This is a genomic window from Sphingomonas faeni (assembly GCF_024273235.1).
Taxonomy (GTDB): domain Bacteria; phylum Pseudomonadota; class Alphaproteobacteria; order Sphingomonadales; family Sphingomonadaceae; genus Sphingomonas; species Sphingomonas faeni_A.
On record NZ_JANBVH010000011.1, the window covers coordinates 57,985 to 74,021 of the forward strand.

Below are 16,037 nucleotides of genomic sequence, written 5' to 3' on the forward strand. Positions count from 1 at the left end.
TATTGACGCAGATTAGTACGTTCTATTCGGCGCGCCGTTCGACTTGCGACAACGCATCATGAGGATCGCTCTACTCACCTGGGCCTATCCCCCTGAGAAAAGCGGACTTACGCGCGCCGCTCGCGAGATTGCGCAATCGCTGGCGGATGCTGGCCACGACGTCTGCGTGTTCACGATGGATCGACGCGAAGACAGCCGCGACGGCCGGGTTACCGTCATCGGCTGCGGCCTGCGCGAGGGGTCCCTCGCGGCCGGGTTGCGGAAGATCGCGGGGATCGGCCATCTCGTGGCGCCTTTAGCATTCCGCCGGGCGGTCGGGCGCGAGCACGGCCGCGCAAGCTTCGACATTGTCGAGGCGACCAACTGGTATGCGCCAGGTCTGGCGATCGCGCTCACCGGCCCCGCGCCGCTGGTGACGCGCAACTCGACCCCGGCGGCCACCTCGGCGGAGACGGTGACGAGCCTGCGCGACCGGTTCGATCGCCGCGCCGCAATGCTGGCGGAACGGATCGCCGCACGCTTCAGCAAGGCGCTGATCTCGAACACGCAGCTTCACGGCGACAAGATCGCGGCGCTGTACGGCGTCGCGGCGCCCGGCGACAGCGCACGGCACGCGGTGATCGGCCTCAGCCTGCCGCCGGAGATCGTCGCGCGCGGCTCCGCGGCGACCTACCCGCTCGGCGAACCGATAGACCTGCTGTTCGTCGGGCGCGACGAGCATCGCAAGGGCTTCGACGCGTTGATCATGGCGCTTCGCATCCTGTCGCGCCGTGCGGATGCCGGGATGCGCGACTTCCGGCTGACGATCGTCGGCGTACGTGCGGAGGAAGTCGGCGCGATCCCCGCTTCTGCCCGTGCGCGGCTGACCTGCCACCACCGCGTCGACGAAGCGGCGCTGCATGACCTGATCGAGGCTGCGCACGTGATCGTCGCACCATCGCGGTACGAGAGCTTCGGGCTGGTGTATCAGGAGGCGATGATGTTCGGTCGCCCGGTCGTCGCCTGTGCGGAAGACCCGAGCGCGCGGCTGTTCATCGGCGAGAGTGGCGTCGGATTGCTGGCGAAGACCTGTACCGGCGACGATCTGGCGACGCAGGTCCAGCGGCTGATCGAGGACCCGATCTTGCGCGCGCACTACGCAGCGGCAAGCCGCCGGGCCGCCGGCATGTTCACGCGCGACACGCTCGCCGCGCAGACGATCGCGGCCTATCGCACCGCCACGGGATCGAAGGCCGCGAGCAGCAACGCCTCGTCCTCGGGCCTGCCGGCACCGGTCGACATGGCCTCGTAGATCCGCGTCCGCTCGCGCACCCGTTCGCCGTCGAGCCGGTGTTCGAGCGCGCCGGCCAATGCGAGCGAACTCTCTACGAACGGTACGGCCGGGCGTTCGTGGACCCGCCGGGCGAAGCGGATGTCGCTCCGGTTCAGACGGTACTGGATATCGGGATAAGACGCGGACTGGATGCCATCGACGAGATTGCGGCGCGGAAGGCCGAGCGAGCGCAAACCGTCGCGGTCCGCCGCCGCGACCAGCCAGCCCAGCGCGCCGAGCAAGGCGGCATCGGGGCGCTCGTCGGTGTCGATCTGCAACACCCAGCGGGTCTGCATCGTGTCCTGGAGGCGGTTGCGTTGTGCGGCGAAATCGCCTGCCAGCGGGTGGTATGCGACCTCGATCCACGGGAGCCGTGCGGCAAGCTCGCCTGCTTCGTCCGCCGTGCCGTCGAGAAGCACGACGATCCGGGCAAAGGCGTCGCGATAGTCGGTCGCGATCTCGACGATATCGGCCGCGTCGGCGGTGCGCGCCATGATGCCGAGCCCTATCCGGTGGGGTTCGGTTTTCGCTCGGGTAGAATGCGCTCGGGCGGGACTATAGTCCGGCGGAAACCGCGCATCGTCGGCGGTCTCTGCGATGGGCGCTACCTCGAACCCGAAGCGCCATGCGGCGTTGCGCAAACCCGCCGGGTCGAGCGTCCACCGCTTGGCCGGGTCGAGCTTCAGATCGACGATGCCGCATTCGAGCCGTGCGACGATGTCGCGTGACACTTCGCCGACCTCGCGCACATCGCGTACCAGCAGCCGGCAATGGCTACACTCGGACCAGTCGTCGCGCGCGAGCCAGTCCCAATTTCCGCAGATCGAGCATCGTAATCGCATGGGGCCGGCAACCCGCCGCGTGCGCGCGTGGTTCCGCCGAACCTAATCCTCCCCCATTGGGGGAGGTGGCAGTCCCGCAGGGACTGACGGAGGGGTATCCGCCCCGAGTTGAGCGCGCCACCCCTCCGTCTGGCAAGAGCCAGCCACCTCCCCTCAGAGGGGAGGACACGAGAAAATCAATACCCCAGCGAATGCGCCAGCGTCAGCAGCAGCCAGTACAGCCCACCCGACAACAGCATCGCCACCGGCAGCGTCATCACCCAGGCCAGCGCCATGTTCATCACCGTGCGCCGCTGCAAGCCCGCCCCATTGGCGACGCTAGCACCCGCGACGCCCGACGACAGGATGTGCGTGGTCGATACCGGCATGCCGAAATTCACCGCCAGCAGGATCGTCGCCGCCGCAACCAGTTCGGCCGACGCGCCCATGCCATAGGTCAGGTGTGTCTTGCCGATCCGCTCGCCGACGGTGACGACGATCCGCTTCCATCCGACCATCGTGCCCAGGCCCAGCGCGAGCGCGACGGTGATCTTCACCCAGGTCGGGATATAGCGCGTGCCCTGCTCCAGCTTGCCGCCATACTCCTTCAGCGTGGTGATCTCCTGCGCGGTGAAGCGCCCTTGCGCGGCCTTGTCGGCGGCGATCAGCTTGGTCGTGTCGAGCACGAGGTACATGTCGTTGCGCAGGTTCGGCGTCGCCGCAGCCGGCACCTTGCCGAGCGAGCCATAGCCCGCGATCCGGCTCGACACGTCGTTCGACAGAGTCGCCAGCGCGCCGTACACGACCGGGTCCGCGACACGCTTCGATTTCAGCGCCTGCGTCACCGTCGTACGGGCCGCGCCGACCGTGGCGGGCACGCCGTTGGCATGCGCGACATAGGCCGCCGACGCGGCCTGCGCCGCCTGGACGAAGGCGGGCGTCGCGCTCTCGGGCATCGTCCGGTTGAGCGCATAGGCGGTCGGCGCGCAACCGATCAGGATGAGCATGATCAGCCCCATCCCCTTCTGCCCGTCGTTGCTGCCATGCGCGAAGCTGACCGCGGTGCAGGTGCCGATCAGCAGCGCCCGGATGCCGCGCGGCGGTGGCGTCTGGCCCTCGGGGGCCTCGTATAGTTTCTTGTCGCGGAGGAACCGCTTCATCACGAGCAACAGCAACAGCGCGCCGACGAAGCCGACGACCGGGCTGAACGCGAGCGCGGAGAGCACTTTCCAGACCTGCGCCATGTCGACGCCCGAGGTGCCGTCCGCTCCGCCGCCGCTGATAAGCTGGTTGGCGAGGCCGACGCCGAGGATCGAGCCGATCAGCGCGTGGCTCGACGAATTGGGCAGCCCGACCGCCCAGGTCGCGAGGTTCCACACGATCGCCGCGAGCAGCAGCGCGAAGATCATCGCGAACCCGCCGACGCTGCCGACGTTGAGGATCAGGTCGACGGGCAACAGCGTGACGATCGCATACGCCACCGCGCCCGACGACAGCATCACGCCAAGGAAATTGCAAAACCCGGACCACACGACCGCGAGCGGCGCGGGCATCGAGTGCGTGTAGATGACGGTCGCGACCGCGTTGGCGGTGTCGTGGAAGCCGTTCACGAACTCGAACCCGAGCGCGATCAGCAGCGCGAGCGCGAGGAACGCGAACGCCCCGCCCGCGAGGCTTTCGCCGACCTGCGCGGTGTCGAAGGCGATGCTGAACCCGGCATAGGCGAGCCCACCGATCAGCACGGCAAGGAACAGCCACCGCCCCGCGGGATGCAGCGAATGATCGAGCTTGGGACCAGTGTGCGGCGCCGACGCCGCAGCGCTCGAATCAGCGGTTAGCGCGTCAGGTGCAAATGTGGAGGTTGCCATGGGAATGTGCAGTCGGCCCTTACGATGACAATCTTATGACAGATGCAGATCAAGCGATGGTCCGGCCTGATTTGGGACGCCGCCCTCAACGATCCTCCCCCGCCAGGGGGAGGTGGCACCGAAGGTGACGGAGGGGGAGGACACGCAACCGATGTGTCGCCTACCTCCCCCTCCGTCTGGCATGCGCCAGCCACCTCCCCCTTGCGGGGGAGGATCGATGAGAACCGACGTCCTTGGCCCGATCAGCGCGCTAGTTCAGCGAACAGCGCCGATGCTGGCGAGTTGGGTCCCGCTCCCTCCGAGCAACGCGGCCAGCTTCACGCTCGCATCCGCGGTCATCTCCTGACGGCACTGCCGCGAATCGGCGAGCGCGTCGAGGCCACCGGTCCGCGGCTGGCAGGCGCTGGCGATTGCCGAGCGCAGCCGGCGCTGGAACGCGGTCCGCCCGGCATCGCTGGTCAGGTCGAGCCCGGCGCGCGATACGCGCACCGACACCGGTTCGCGCGCGGGACTGGCCGATGCGCCCGCCGAGAACAGGCACGCGCCGACGATCGCCGCCGAAGCGACGCTGATGAAAAGCTTCATGATGATGTTCCTCGATTGGTCCTGCGGTCCGCGGGCCTCGGCCTGCGGGCGACGGCGCCAGTGCGTCGGGACGCCTTTCTGTATGCGGCATCTCCGACGACGAACCTCGTCGCTGCGCAGTTCCTAGGCTCGCTTCATGACGCCCACGCGACGCTTTCGCGACGGTTCGACACCGCCACCACCATTCGCCGCACATAGTCGCAAGCGCCGCGCGAACGGCCCGATGTCACATGCCCGGATATCGCTCGAACGCAGGCAATGCGGCCACGTCCGCCATCCACTACAGGCGATCGGCCACCTGGATATGCGCACCCGGCGTCACCGCTTCGGGATCGTCGAGCGTACATGACTGCACATCGATGATTCCCGGCAAAAATTCGGCGTTGGCATAGGACAGCCCCGTCCCGCACCGCCCGCAGAACTGCCGCCGGCCAGATGCGGACGATTCGTACGTCACCGGATCGCCCGAGATCGTCACCTGCTCCGTCTTGAACGCGATCCAGCCGACCATCGGCGCGCCCGAACTCCGACGGCAATCGCCGCAATGACACAGCGCATGATGCTCGGGCTCGCCCTGGGTTTCGTAGTGGATCGCGCCGCAATGGCACCGCCCCGTCATTTTTGTCGTCATGGCCAGTCCCCTATAGTCCCTGTTTGCTCGACACGGCCCTGCCGACGGCAATCCTCATCCTACAGAAACGGCCCTCATCCTACAGAAACGGCTTGAGGACGAACGTCCGGTCCGACGCGATGCCACCCCGTTCGACCGACAGCGTCACTGGCGTACCCGGCGCGCCGCTGATCTTGCGGATCACCGTCGGGAACGGTTCGCCGACGATCCGGTCGCCGATCTTGACGCCCGCAGCAGCAGCCGGACTGCCCGTACCGACCGCGGCCACGGTCATGCTTTCGCCTTTCCGGTCGATCCACAGCCCCGACATCCCATAGCGCTCTTCCGAAGCGTCGGCGGTGGTGTGCCGTTTGACCCACAGCGCACGCGCCCGCACGTCCGTCGACAGGTTGAACTGCCGCAATACCTGCAACCCGATGATGCCGTTGACCCGCGGCCGCGTGTCTCCCTCGCCGCGAAGCATGACCAATGGGCGGTCGAACTGCGAGTCGCCGAACGTGAAGCTGGCGGCGCGCACGATCCTGGCAATCCCGGCCTGTCCGCCGATCCCGCGCGGCCGCACCGGCGCGTAGGGCTGCGTCTCGTTCCACAACCCGAGCGATTGCGCGGTCGGCCGATCAAGCGACAATCCGCCCGGCGCCCCCGTATCGAGCAGGAACCGCAGGCCCCTGCCCCCGACCGTTGCACTCCCGTACAGATGCCGCGATCCGGCGCCAGGTCCGCTCCCCGACGCCATGTCGCTGATCGCGGACTCGATCCGGTAATAGCCGGTCCGCGGCGGGTGCCCGTCGGGATAGGTCCGCCACTCGCCGGCCTCGATGTCGAGGTCGCTGTCCATCGTGGTCAGTATCCCGGCGGCGAGCATTCCTTTCACGTCGCTGCCGAAACCGAAACCGTCCACGCCGGCGAAAGCGACCGCGTTCTGCCGAACGCCCCCGCCGAACACGATGTCGCGAGCGAGGTAGACGGGCACGGTCGTCCGTCCGCCCACGCCCGAAGCTCGGGTCATGCCCGTCGGGGTCAGCTTGAGGGATTTTGCCAGCTCGTTGTCGATCAGGCTGAGAAAGCCACCAGTGTCGATGGCAAACAGATACGGTCCCGCATCGCCGATCATCACCGCCATCACGACGCGGCTGCCGACAAGTTCGATCTTGCTGACCAGCACGCGCCCGGGCTCGGCCGCGATCGCGCGCGCCACGCCGATCGTGTCGATCGCAATGCCACCGCCGGCCACCGCCAGCATCCGAATCACGTCACGTCGATCCATCCGGCATCTCCCTGGCACGCACCACCACCCTACCGCATGCCGTCGCGCCGACAAGACCAAGTGCTTGCCCGATCGGCCGCCGTTCCCTACCTGTTCACCGGTGAACCAGATCGCCCAAACGTCCGCGCCGCACGCCGAGCCCCCCTATCTCCGCGGTCTCAATCCGCCGCAGCGCGAGGCCGTGCTGACCACCGACGGCCCGGTCCTGATCATCGCCGGCGCCGGCACCGGCAAGACCGCGGCGCTGACCGCCCGCCTCGCGCACCTGATCTTCACCAGGAAGGCGTGGCCTTCGGAGATCCTGAGCGTCACCTTCACCAACAAGGCTGCGCGCGAGATGCGCGAGCGGGTTGGGCGGCTGGTCGGCGACGCGGTCGAGGGGATGCCGTGGCTCGGCACGTTCCACGCGATCGCCGCCAAGATGCTGCGGCGTCATGCCGAACTGGTCGGGCTGCAGTCCAATTTCACGATCCTCGATACCGACGACCAGTTGCGATTGCTCAAACAGCTGATCCTCGCCGCCGATATCGACGAGAAGCGCTTCCCGACGCGCAGCCTCGCCGGGCTGATCGACCAGTGGAAGAACAAGGGCCTCGTCCCCGCCGACATCGATGCCGGTGAGTCCGAACGTTACGCCAACGGCCGCGGCGGTGAGCTGTACCAGCAATACCAGACCCGCCTGATCGCGCTCAACGCGTGCGACTTCGGCGACCTGCTGCTGCACATGCTGGTGATCCTGAAGACGCACCGCGACGTGCTGAGCCTGTATCAGCAGCGCTTCAAATACATCATGGTCGACGAGTATCAGGATACCAACTCGTCGCAATATCTCTGGCTGCGGCTGCTCGCGCAGGAGCGCAAGAACATCGCCTGCGTCGGCGACGACGACCAGTCGATCTATTCGTGGCGCGGCGCGCAGGTCGAGAACATCCTGAAGTTCGAGCGCGATTTTCCGGGGGCGAAGGTCATCCGCCTGGAGCAGAATTACCGTAGTACGCCGCATATCCTCGGCGCCGCGTCGGGCGTGATCGCGAACAACGGCGGCCGCCTCGGCAAGCAGCTCTGGACCGAGCGCGACGTCGGCGAGAAGGTCAAGGTCATCGGCGTCTGGGACGGCCCCGAAGAAGCGCGTCGGGTCGGCGAGGAGATCGACATCGTCCGCCGCTCTGGCAAGTCCTTGGACGAGGTCGCGATCCTGGTCCGCGCGCAGCATCAGACGCGCGAGTTCGAGGACCGCTTCATCGCGATCGGCATGCCGTACAAGATCGTCGGCGGCTTCCGCTTCTACGAACGCGCCGAAATCCGCGACGCGCTGGCGTACCTCCGCGTGGTCAACCAGCCGGCGGACGACCTCGCCTTCGAACGCATCGTCAACGTCCCCAAGCGGGGCCTCGGCGACAAGGCCGTCGCGCGCATCCACCAGCTCGCCCGCGCCACCGGCACGCCGCTGACGACGGCCGCCGCGCGCATCCTCGACACCGACGAACTGACCGGCGCGGCGAAGAAGTCGCTCGGACGGCTGGTGGGCGACATCGCGCGGTGGCGCGACATGGCGACCAGCCTGCCCCACGCCGAACTCGCGCGACAGTTGCTGGACGAGAGCGGCTACACGGCGATGTACCAGGCCGAAAAGTCGGTCGAAGCGACCGGCCGCCTCGAGAACCTCAGCGAACTCGTCCGCGCGATGGAGGAATACGACTCGCTCGGCGCGTTCCTCGAACACGTGTCGCTGGTGATGGACAACGAGGGCGGCGCGCAGGATCCACAGGTCACGATCATGACGATCCACGCCGCCAAGGGCCTCGAATACGACACGGTATTCCTGGTTGGCTGGGAAGAAGGCCTGTTCCCGTCGCAGCGCTCCTTGGACGAAGGCGGCGTGAAGAGCCTCGAGGAAGAACGCCGCCTCGCCTATGTCGCGATCACGCGCGCGCGGCGTCTGGCCGTGATCCTCCACGCCGCCAACCGCCGCATCTACGGCCAGTGGAACTCGTCGATCCCGAGCCGCTTCGTCGCCGAACTCCCCGCCGAGCATATCGACACCGAAACCACGATGTCCGGCGGCGCGAGCCTGTGGCAAGCCAACTGGTCCGACCGCGCCGATCCCTTCGCCGACGTGGCACGCGGCACTGGAAGAGGCCCCGGCTGGCAGCGCGCTGCCGGTACCGGCAGCACCTTCAACGCCAAACCCGCGCGCGTCGTCGAGAGCCGATCCAGCGCGATCAGTCTCGGCAACAAGGGTCGCGACGACCTGTCGCTCGGCATGCGCGTATTCCACCAGAAGTTCGGCTACGGCGCGATCGCCGAGATCGAAGGCAACAAGCTGGAGATCGACTTCGAGACGTCCGGTCGCAAGCGCGTGATGGACAGCTTCGTCACGATCAACCCGTAGACGTCCCTGCTCGCTCGACAAAAAAAGGGCCCGCCATCGCTGGCGGGCCCCAGTCGGGGGAGAGAGACTTAGAACTTGATCGTGGTGCCGATCGACAGGCTGCGGCCGAGCGAGTCGTAGCGCTGCGGGATCGTGTTGGTCCGCGCGAGCGCGACGTTGTACGAGTCCGGAACGATCGGCGCGCTCTTGTCGAGCAGGTTGTTCGCGATCAGGCGCAGCGAGAACTGCTTGGCGATCGCGAAGTTGAGCGCGAGGTCGAAATAGCTCTGCGGCGCGACCCGGTAGTAGCTGGTCCGTGCGCGGGCATCGGTGCCGCCGATCGCCTCGTCACCCGAATTGTCCGCGTTGGTCAACGATCCGACATAGCGCCAGTTGAACGATGCGCTGAAGCCCCGGTCGACCGTGGTGTAGGTCGCGCGCAGGCCGTGCGACCATTTCGGAATTAGCTGACCGCAACCATTGCCGTAATAGCCGACGCAGTTGCGCTTCGGCTGGACCGGCGAATCCTGGCCACCGGCAAACGTCGTCAGCGATCCGTTGAAGTTCCAGTCGATCTTGCCCGCGCTGGCCAGATCCAGCGTGTACTGCGCCTGGAAATCATAGCCGCGCGCGATCGACTGGTAGAAATTGGTCGTGCCCTGGCGGATATACCCGGTGGTCGGGTTGCTCGCCGCCGACGAATACAGCGTGCCGGTGCCGGGATTGCGGACGATGCCCTGGCAGAAATACTGATCGCCATTCGAACGCAGGCAGCCATCGGTGTAATAGCTGTAGTCGTTATAGCCGAGCGAATCGTTGATCTTGATCCGGTAGCGATCGACCGAGAACACCAGCCCGCGGACGAACCGGGGCTTCACGATCAGGCCGTAAGTCTGCGTGTAGGCGGTTTCCGGATCGGCGGTGAAGCCACCCGAGCGCACCGTGCACCCGGTCGCCCCGGTCGAGGCATCGCCCGGGCAGATCAGCGTCGGGCTGCCATACAGCGCGTCGGAAAGACCGGTCGCGCGGCAGACATCGCGCGAGGCGATCGGCGTGCCATAGGTGACGCCGCCATTCGCGTTGGTGGTGACGGTCGGCGCGCAGAAATCGTTGAACGTCCCCGAGCCTCCGCGGGCGAACTCGACGTTGGTCGCCTGGCGGATTTCGACCACGGTCGGTGCGCGCTGCGCCTTGTTGAACGACGCGCGGAAGGTCAGGTCGCTGACTGGCGCATAGATGCCCTCGACCTTCCAGGTGTTGAAGGTGCTCGGGTTGCTGCTGTACTTCGAGACGCGGTAGCCGCCGTTCACCTGCAACAGGTCGACGAAGCGCTTGTGCTCGACGAGCGGCGCCTGGACCTCGATATTGGCCTCCCAGACGTCCTGCTTCAGATAGCTGTCGGTGCCGCCCAGGCCTGCGCGATACACGCTGTCGGCGGTCGATTTCAGCGTATCCTTGCGGTATTCCGTGCCCAGCGCGATCGCGACGCCCTGTTCGGCGAATGGCGACGTGATACCGTATTTGCCGAGGTCGCCGGTCACGTTGGCCTGCACGTCGTACAGCGTGCCGGTCGTGGTCGAGGTGCCCTGGTCGTACAGATAGTCGATCAGCGCGGCATTCGTGTTACCGGCGCTGAACGCGTCGAACGGCACGCAGGCGGCATCGGTGGTGGTGGCGCAGGTCGGCGAGGTACGCGTACCGCCGACGTTGATCGAGTTCTGCAGGTTGGTCGAGTTGACGAAGCTCGGCGTGTAATCCTGATGGTTGCGCGCATAGACGCCGCCGACATCATAGGTCCAGGCGTCGCCGACCTTGCCACGCAGGCCACCGGTCAGGCGCACGCCGGTGTTAAGGTACGTATCCGGCTGATCGTTGCCCTCGCCGAGGCGATAGCGCAGGTCGATCGGTGCCGTCGCCGTGGTACCGGCAGCCGCGCCGCAGATCGCGGTCGCCTGCGATCCCGACAGGAACGGATTGTTGCAGTTGACGTTCACGGTGCCGCCCGCGATCGCCGGATAGTTGTTGTACGACTTGTCGCGGAACCAGATGCCCGACGCATACAACTCGGCGTCCGGTGCGATGTCCAGGCTGACGAAGCCGCCGGCGTTCACGCGCTCGGACGGGCGCTGATAGGCATAGTTGCTGAAATAGTTCGACGCGTTGCCGGCACCCGGACCGAACGGCACGAATTCGCGCGTGCCGTTGGGGTTGTTGACGTATTGCGCGTTGGCGTTCGCGCCGGTCTGTGGCGTGATGAGGCCGCTCGTCGAGCTGCTCGGGGTCAGGCCGCACGACAGCGGCGCGTTCAGGCTCAACTGAGTCAGGTAGCAGCCCGAATTCGAGCGCGCCGACAGCAGCACCTCGTCGGTATGCTTATAGTTGACGAAGCCGTTGACCCGGAGTGCACCGTCGAAGAACTTCTTGCCCGCGGTGACCGTGATGTCGGCACGACCGCCATCATTGGTCAGGCCCTTGGCGCTGTTGAAGCCCGACGCGCGCGCCAGCGACGACACCACGGTGTCCTTGTTGTTGTGATTGTAGAGGCTGTAGTTGCCGTCGATCTGAAGGCCTTCGAAATCCTTCTTAAGGACGAAGTTGACGACGCCTGCAACCGCGTCCGATCCATAGACCGACGACGCACCGCCGGTCAGCACATCGACCCGCTCGAGCAGCGACGGCGGGATGATGCCGACGTCCTGGCCGTTCTGCGTGCCGAGGCGCTTGCCGTCGATCAGGACCAGCGTGCGCTCGAACCCAAGGCTGCGCAGCTTGATCCGCTGGCGACCGTCGGAGTCGTTATAGGTCTGCTGGCTGTCCGGCGCGACCTGCGGGAGGCGGTTCAGCACGTCCTCGACATTAACCGCGGCCTGCGCGCGGATGTCCTGCGCGGTGACCGAAGTGATCGGCGCGGCCGACGTCGTGTTGGGCCGTTGGATGCGCGATCCGGTGACGACGATCGACTCGTTCGCGCCGCTATCCTGGTCGACTGCGGTGGTCGCGGTGGTCGCATCGGCCTGGACCTTGGCGTCGGCGGGGGTCGGCGCAGCGGCCTGGGCCGGCGTGACGGAATCGGGCGTCGCCTCCTGCGCTGCGCCGGGCAGTGCCCACAGCATCAGCGAACCGGTTAGCGCTATCTTCGATACCGAATGACTGAAGTTCATACCCTACCCCTTGTCCCGGATTGCGCGACGTCGCTTGCCCGGCGTGTGGGTTACAGGCTTGATCATATAATTCCTGGCGTCAATACCTATACCATACCTTTATGGAACATTTACGACGGGTTGTTGCAAATGCGTGACGCCTCTGGCGAACCATGCCGCACCGCGATACCGTCCGGATATCACGTGAAATGAGGGCCGATACCGATGACTTCACGCCGTTCACTGCTCGCAAGCCTCGGTACGATCGGGACTTTCTCTTTGGCCGCGCCATTTTCCAAGGCTGCCGCTGCCGCGGCAACCGGTGGCCGATCGGGGGCAGTGGTCCTGTCGACCTGGGATTTCGGCGCCGCCGCCAATGCCGCGGCATTCGCACGACTCGCCGCAGGTGGATCGCTGATCGACGCGGTCGAGGCTGGCGCGATGGTACCGGAAGCGGACCCGGCCAATCATAGCGTCGGCTATTCGGGCTATCCCGATCGCGACGGGCATGTGACGCTCGATGCCGTCATCATGGACGATGCGGGGGGCGTCGGCGCGGTCGCGGCGCTGGAGGATACGGTGCACGCGATCTCGGTCGCGCGGCGGGTGATGGAGAGGACGCCGCACACGTTCCTGGTCGGCGAAGGCGCGACGCGGTTCGCGCGCGATCAGGGCTTTCCACAGCAGTCGCTGCTGACGCCAGAGTCCGAGAAGGCGTGGCGGGAATGGCTGAAAACCGCCAAATATCAACCCGAAGCGAATAGCGAAGTGCGCGGGCTCACGCCGGCCCGAACGCCGGCCCGAACGCCGGGGGGTGCGCTGGATCACGACACGATCGGGCTGCTGGCACGGACGGCCGACGGGCGGATGGCGGGTGCCTGCACGACCTCGGGCATGGCGTTCAAGATGCGCGGGCGGGTCGGCGATTCACCGCAGGTCGGCTCGGGCCTGTACGTCGAGGCGGGCGTCGGCGGCGCGACCTCGACCGGGCTCGGCGAAGAGGTCACCCGGGTCGCGGGCTCGGCGCGGGTGGTCGCCTCGATGCGCGGCGGCGCCACTGCGCAGCAGGCGTGCGAAGAGGTGGTCCGCCATATCGCCAAGCTGCGCGGCGATGCGATCCGCGGCGTCCAGGTCGGCTTCCTCGCGCTCGATCCCAGGGGCAATGTCGGCGCGTTCTGCCTGCTGCCCGGCTTCACCTATGCCGTGACCAATGCGGCAGGCCGGACGACGGTGCTGAAAGCGGCATCCTTGTTCAAGGCGTAACGCGATCGTGACAATGCCACTGGTGAGACAATACCAATCCAACCCGGACAAGACCGGGCGAGCCTAGTCGCTCGGCTGGTCCCGGAGCGAGAAGATCCGCTCCATGGCCGCCCATTTCGGACCAGCCGGATCGATCGGCCGCTGGTAGCGGTCCATCTCCAATTCCCACTCGGCGACTTTCGACTGGACGGCAGGATCCGCGGCGCGGGGAAAATCATCCTCGACCTCCGCGATCATGACGAGCCGGTCGGCGACCTGCCAGATCTCCATGTCGCGATAGCCCCGGTCGCGAATGTCGCGGACGATCTCGGGCCAGACCGCGCCGGCCGCGTGCCGCTCACGATAGGCGGCGATCAGGGCCGCGTCGTCGACGAGGTCGAGCGCGCTTACGATCCGATATGCCATGTTCGCTTATCCTCAGCCTCATCCGGAGCCTCATCTGGCCGCGTCGCGGGCCCCGGCTACCGCCTCAGCATATCGCGGCTCTTCACAAAAGCTACTTTGACTAATAAAACCGATCCAACGCACAACGACGCGCAGGAGATGGAATGAGACTGTCGGGCAAGACCGCGGTGGTGACCGCTGCGGCGCAGGGCATCGGCCGCGCCACCGCCGAACGCTTCCGCGACGAGGGCGCCCGGGTGTTCGCACTCGACCGCGACGGCGCCGCGCTGAAGGCGCCGCGGTAGAGACGGTCGGCGCACCCTCGCGGTTCGTCGACGTGTTCCGCCATCCGCGGCTGATCTTCGCGACGATCACGCAGTTCTTTTACGTCGGCGCGCAGGTGGGGATGTGGAGCTATACGATCCGCTATGCACAGGCGAACGTCCCCGGCATGGCCGAGCACGACGCCGCCGATTACCTGTTCGCCAGCCTCGTGCTGTTCGGGATCGGGCGGTTCGCCGGCACCGCGCTGATGGGCCGGATCGCCCCCCCCCTCGCCTGCTCGCAATCTTCGCGGTGGTCAGCGCGGTGCTGGCGAGCGTCGCCGGGTTCGTCGGCGGGCAGGTCGGGCTGTACGCGCTGGTGCTCGCGAGCCTGTTCATGTCGATCCAGTTCCCGACGATCTTCGCGCTCGGCATGGACGGGCTTGGGCCGCTCCGTCGCGCGGGGGCCTCGCTGATCATCATGGCGATCATCGGTGGCGCGGCGCTGACGGCGCTGACGGGGCACGTCTCAGACATCGCCGGAATCGATACCGCGATGCTGATGCCGACGGGCTGCTTCCTGGTGGTGCTGGGGTTTGCAGTTAAGGCTGGGCGTCGGTTTCGGGCGAGGTGCTGCAGCCGACGATCCACTGAGCAACCGAGCACGCTTCCCGCTTCCTTGTTCTCCCGCGAAGGCGGGAGCCCAGTCTGGGTCCCCGCCTTCGCGGGGAAACATGCTTCTTCCGGAGTGAAGCGCGGAACGAAACCAGAATATCCCGGTCGATCTCCACAATCCACCTGCCCCGGTCAACGCCACCACCCCGGCGAAGGCCGGGCCCAATTGGAAAGGTCGCAGTGGCGTAGCGCCGCCCTCAGTTACGACTGGCTCCCAATTGGGCCCCGGCCTTCGCCGGGGTGGATATACCCGACGGGATCGCGGCCAGGATGAGGGCGTTCCGGCTCTTCTAGTGCCTCTTCAAACCAGAATAGCCCGGTCGATCTCCGCAATCGACCGCACCCCCGTCAGCGCCATCGCCACGCGCATCTCGCGTTCGATCAGCGTCAGCAGCTGCGTGACCCCCGCCTCGCCCCGCGCTGCCAGCGCATACAGCCACGCCCGGCCGAGCAGCACGCCATCCGCGCCCAGCGCCAGCATCCGCACCACGTCGAGCCCCGACCGCACGCCCGAATCCGCCAGCACCGTCAGCTGCCCCTTCACCGCCGCCGCGATCGCCGGCAGCGCCGCCGCGCTCGACAGCACGCCGTCGAGTTGCCGTCCGCCATGGTTCGACACGACGATCCCGTCCGCACCGATCGCCGCTGCCTCGCGCGCGTCGTCGGGATCGAGGATGCCCTTGATGATCAGCGGACCGTCCCAGCCTGCGCGAATCCACTCCAGGTCCTTCCACGCGATCGACGAATCGAAGTTGCTGCCGAGCCAGCCCATGTAATCGTTCAGCCCGCTCGCCTTGCCCAGCACCGGCTCCAGATTGCCGAGCTGGTGCGGCCGCCCGTGCAAGCCCACGTCCCACGCCCAGCCGGGCCGCCCCATCGCCTGCAACATCCGGCGCAGCGGCGCGCGCGGCCCCGACATCCCCGAATGCTGGTCGCGGTAGCGCGCGCCCGGCACAGGCATGTCGACGGTGAACACCAACGCCTTCGCGCCTTCCGCCTTGGCGGTCGCCAACAGGTCGCGCATAAACGCGCGGTCGCGAATGACATAGAGCTGGAACCAGGTCGGCCCGGTCGGCGCCGCCTTCACTACCTCGCCGAGCGAACACAGCGACACCGTCGACAGGCAGAACGGCACGCCGGCCGCATGCGCAGCCCGCGCCGCTTGGGTCTCGCCGCGACGATGGTACATCCCCGCGATCCCGACCGGCCCGAGCCCGACCGGCAGCGCCTGATGCTGGCCGAACAGCGTCGTCGACAGATCGAGATCGGACACGTCGCGCAAAACCCGCTGGCGCAGCGCGATCCCCGACAGGTCGCTCACGTTGCGCGCCAGCGTCGCCTCCGCATAGGAACCGCCATCGGCATAGTCGAACAGGAACCGCGGCAGGCGTTTGCGCGCAGCCTCGCGGAAATCGAGCGTCGAGGCGATCGTCATGCGGCGTCTCCCATTCATGCGC

Annotated in this window: 12 protein-coding genes and 1 pseudogene; 5 read left to right on the forward strand and 8 right to left on the reverse strand. The window is 66.9% G+C overall.

Features of this window, described 5'->3' with window-relative positions:
• The first annotated feature begins 58 nt into the window (after window positions 1–58).
• The gene (locus NLI89_RS08015; RefSeq protein WP_254686553.1) at window positions 59–1,291 is read left to right on the forward strand and encodes a glycosyltransferase family 4 protein; all 1,233 of its coding nucleotides are present in this window, start codon (window positions 59–61) and stop codon (window positions 1,289–1,291) included.
• Here the strand turns inward: NLI89_RS08015 and NLI89_RS08020 are convergent.
• The 5 genes from NLI89_RS08020 to NLI89_RS08040 form a co-directional block, all read right to left on the reverse strand.
• Complete coding sequence (locus NLI89_RS08020; protein ID WP_254686554.1) at window positions 1,207–2,154, reverse strand: hypothetical protein; 948 nt, start codon at window positions 2,152–2,154, stop codon at window positions 1,207–1,209. The two genes, NLI89_RS08015 and NLI89_RS08020, sit on opposite strands and share 85 nt — an antisense overlap.
• Before the next feature lie 176 nt (window positions 2,155–2,330).
• Complete coding sequence (locus tag NLI89_RS08025) at window positions 2,331–4,001, reverse strand: inorganic phosphate transporter (RefSeq protein WP_254686555.1); 1,671 nt, start codon at window positions 3,999–4,001, stop codon at window positions 2,331–2,333.
• Window positions 4,002–4,256: 255 nt separating this feature from the next.
• On the reverse strand, window positions 4,257–4,586 hold the full coding sequence (locus NLI89_RS08030; RefSeq protein WP_254686556.1) for a UrcA family protein: 330 nt from the start codon (window positions 4,584–4,586) through the stop codon (window positions 4,257–4,259).
• 280 nt (window positions 4,587–4,866) lie between these two features.
• A complete protein-coding gene (locus tag NLI89_RS08035; RefSeq protein ID WP_254686557.1) occupies window positions 4,867–5,217 on the reverse strand; it encodes a GFA family protein in 351 nt (116 codons plus the stop codon).
• 79 nt (window positions 5,218–5,296) lie between these two features.
• On the reverse strand, window positions 5,297–6,484 hold the full coding sequence (locus NLI89_RS08040; protein WP_254686558.1) for an aspartyl protease family protein: 1,188 nt from the start codon (window positions 6,482–6,484) through the stop codon (window positions 5,297–5,299).
• 109 nt (window positions 6,485–6,593) lie between these two features.
• Here NLI89_RS08040 and NLI89_RS08045 point away from each other — a divergent pair, with 109 nt between their 5' ends.
• A complete protein-coding gene (locus NLI89_RS08045) occupies window positions 6,594–8,876 on the forward strand; it encodes an ATP-dependent helicase (protein ID WP_254686613.1) in 2,283 nt (760 codons plus the stop codon).
• A 68-nt stretch (window positions 8,877–8,944) separates the two neighbouring features.
• Here NLI89_RS08045 and NLI89_RS08050 read toward each other — a convergent pair whose 3' ends face one another.
• Window positions 8,945–12,016 (reverse strand): TonB-dependent receptor domain-containing protein, encoded by a 3,072-nt coding sequence (locus NLI89_RS08050; RefSeq protein ID WP_254686559.1) that lies wholly within the window; start codon window positions 12,014–12,016, stop codon window positions 8,945–8,947.
• Between the two features lie 204 nt (window positions 12,017–12,220).
• Here NLI89_RS08050 and NLI89_RS08055 point away from each other — a divergent pair, with 204 nt between their 5' ends.
• Entirely contained in the window at window positions 12,221–13,258 is a 1,038-nt protein-coding gene (locus NLI89_RS08055) for a N(4)-(beta-N-acetylglucosaminyl)-L-asparaginase (RefSeq protein WP_254686560.1), read from the forward strand.
• A gap of 63 nt (window positions 13,259–13,321) precedes the next feature.
• Here NLI89_RS08055 and NLI89_RS08060 read toward each other — a convergent pair whose 3' ends face one another.
• Window positions 13,322–13,663: an L-rhamnose mutarotase gene (locus NLI89_RS08060; RefSeq protein ID WP_254686561.1), complete on the reverse strand. Its 342-nt coding sequence runs from the start codon at window positions 13,661–13,663 to the stop codon at window positions 13,322–13,324.
• A gap of 143 nt (window positions 13,664–13,806) precedes the next feature.
• Here NLI89_RS08060 and NLI89_RS08065 point away from each other — a divergent pair.
• Together NLI89_RS08065 and NLI89_RS08070 are read left to right on the forward strand one after the other, a co-directional pair.
• Window positions 13,807–13,932, forward strand: a pseudogene (locus NLI89_RS08065) (SDR family NAD(P)-dependent oxidoreductase); the annotation flags it as partial.
• Between the two features lie 47 nt (window positions 13,933–13,979).
• Window positions 13,980–14,381 carry a hypothetical protein gene (locus tag NLI89_RS08070; RefSeq protein WP_254686562.1) on the forward strand — a complete coding sequence of 134 codons (402 nt, stop codon included), beginning with the start codon at window positions 13,980–13,982 and terminating at the stop codon, window positions 14,379–14,381.
• 500 nt (window positions 14,382–14,881) lie between these two features.
• On the opposite strand, the gene lldD is transcribed toward NLI89_RS08070, so the two are convergent.
• Window positions 14,882–16,015 (reverse strand): FMN-dependent L-lactate dehydrogenase LldD, encoded by a 1,134-nt coding sequence (lldD, locus tag NLI89_RS08075; protein ID WP_254686563.1) that lies wholly within the window; start codon window positions 16,013–16,015, stop codon window positions 14,882–14,884.
• Window positions 16,016–16,037 lie beyond the last annotated feature (22 nt).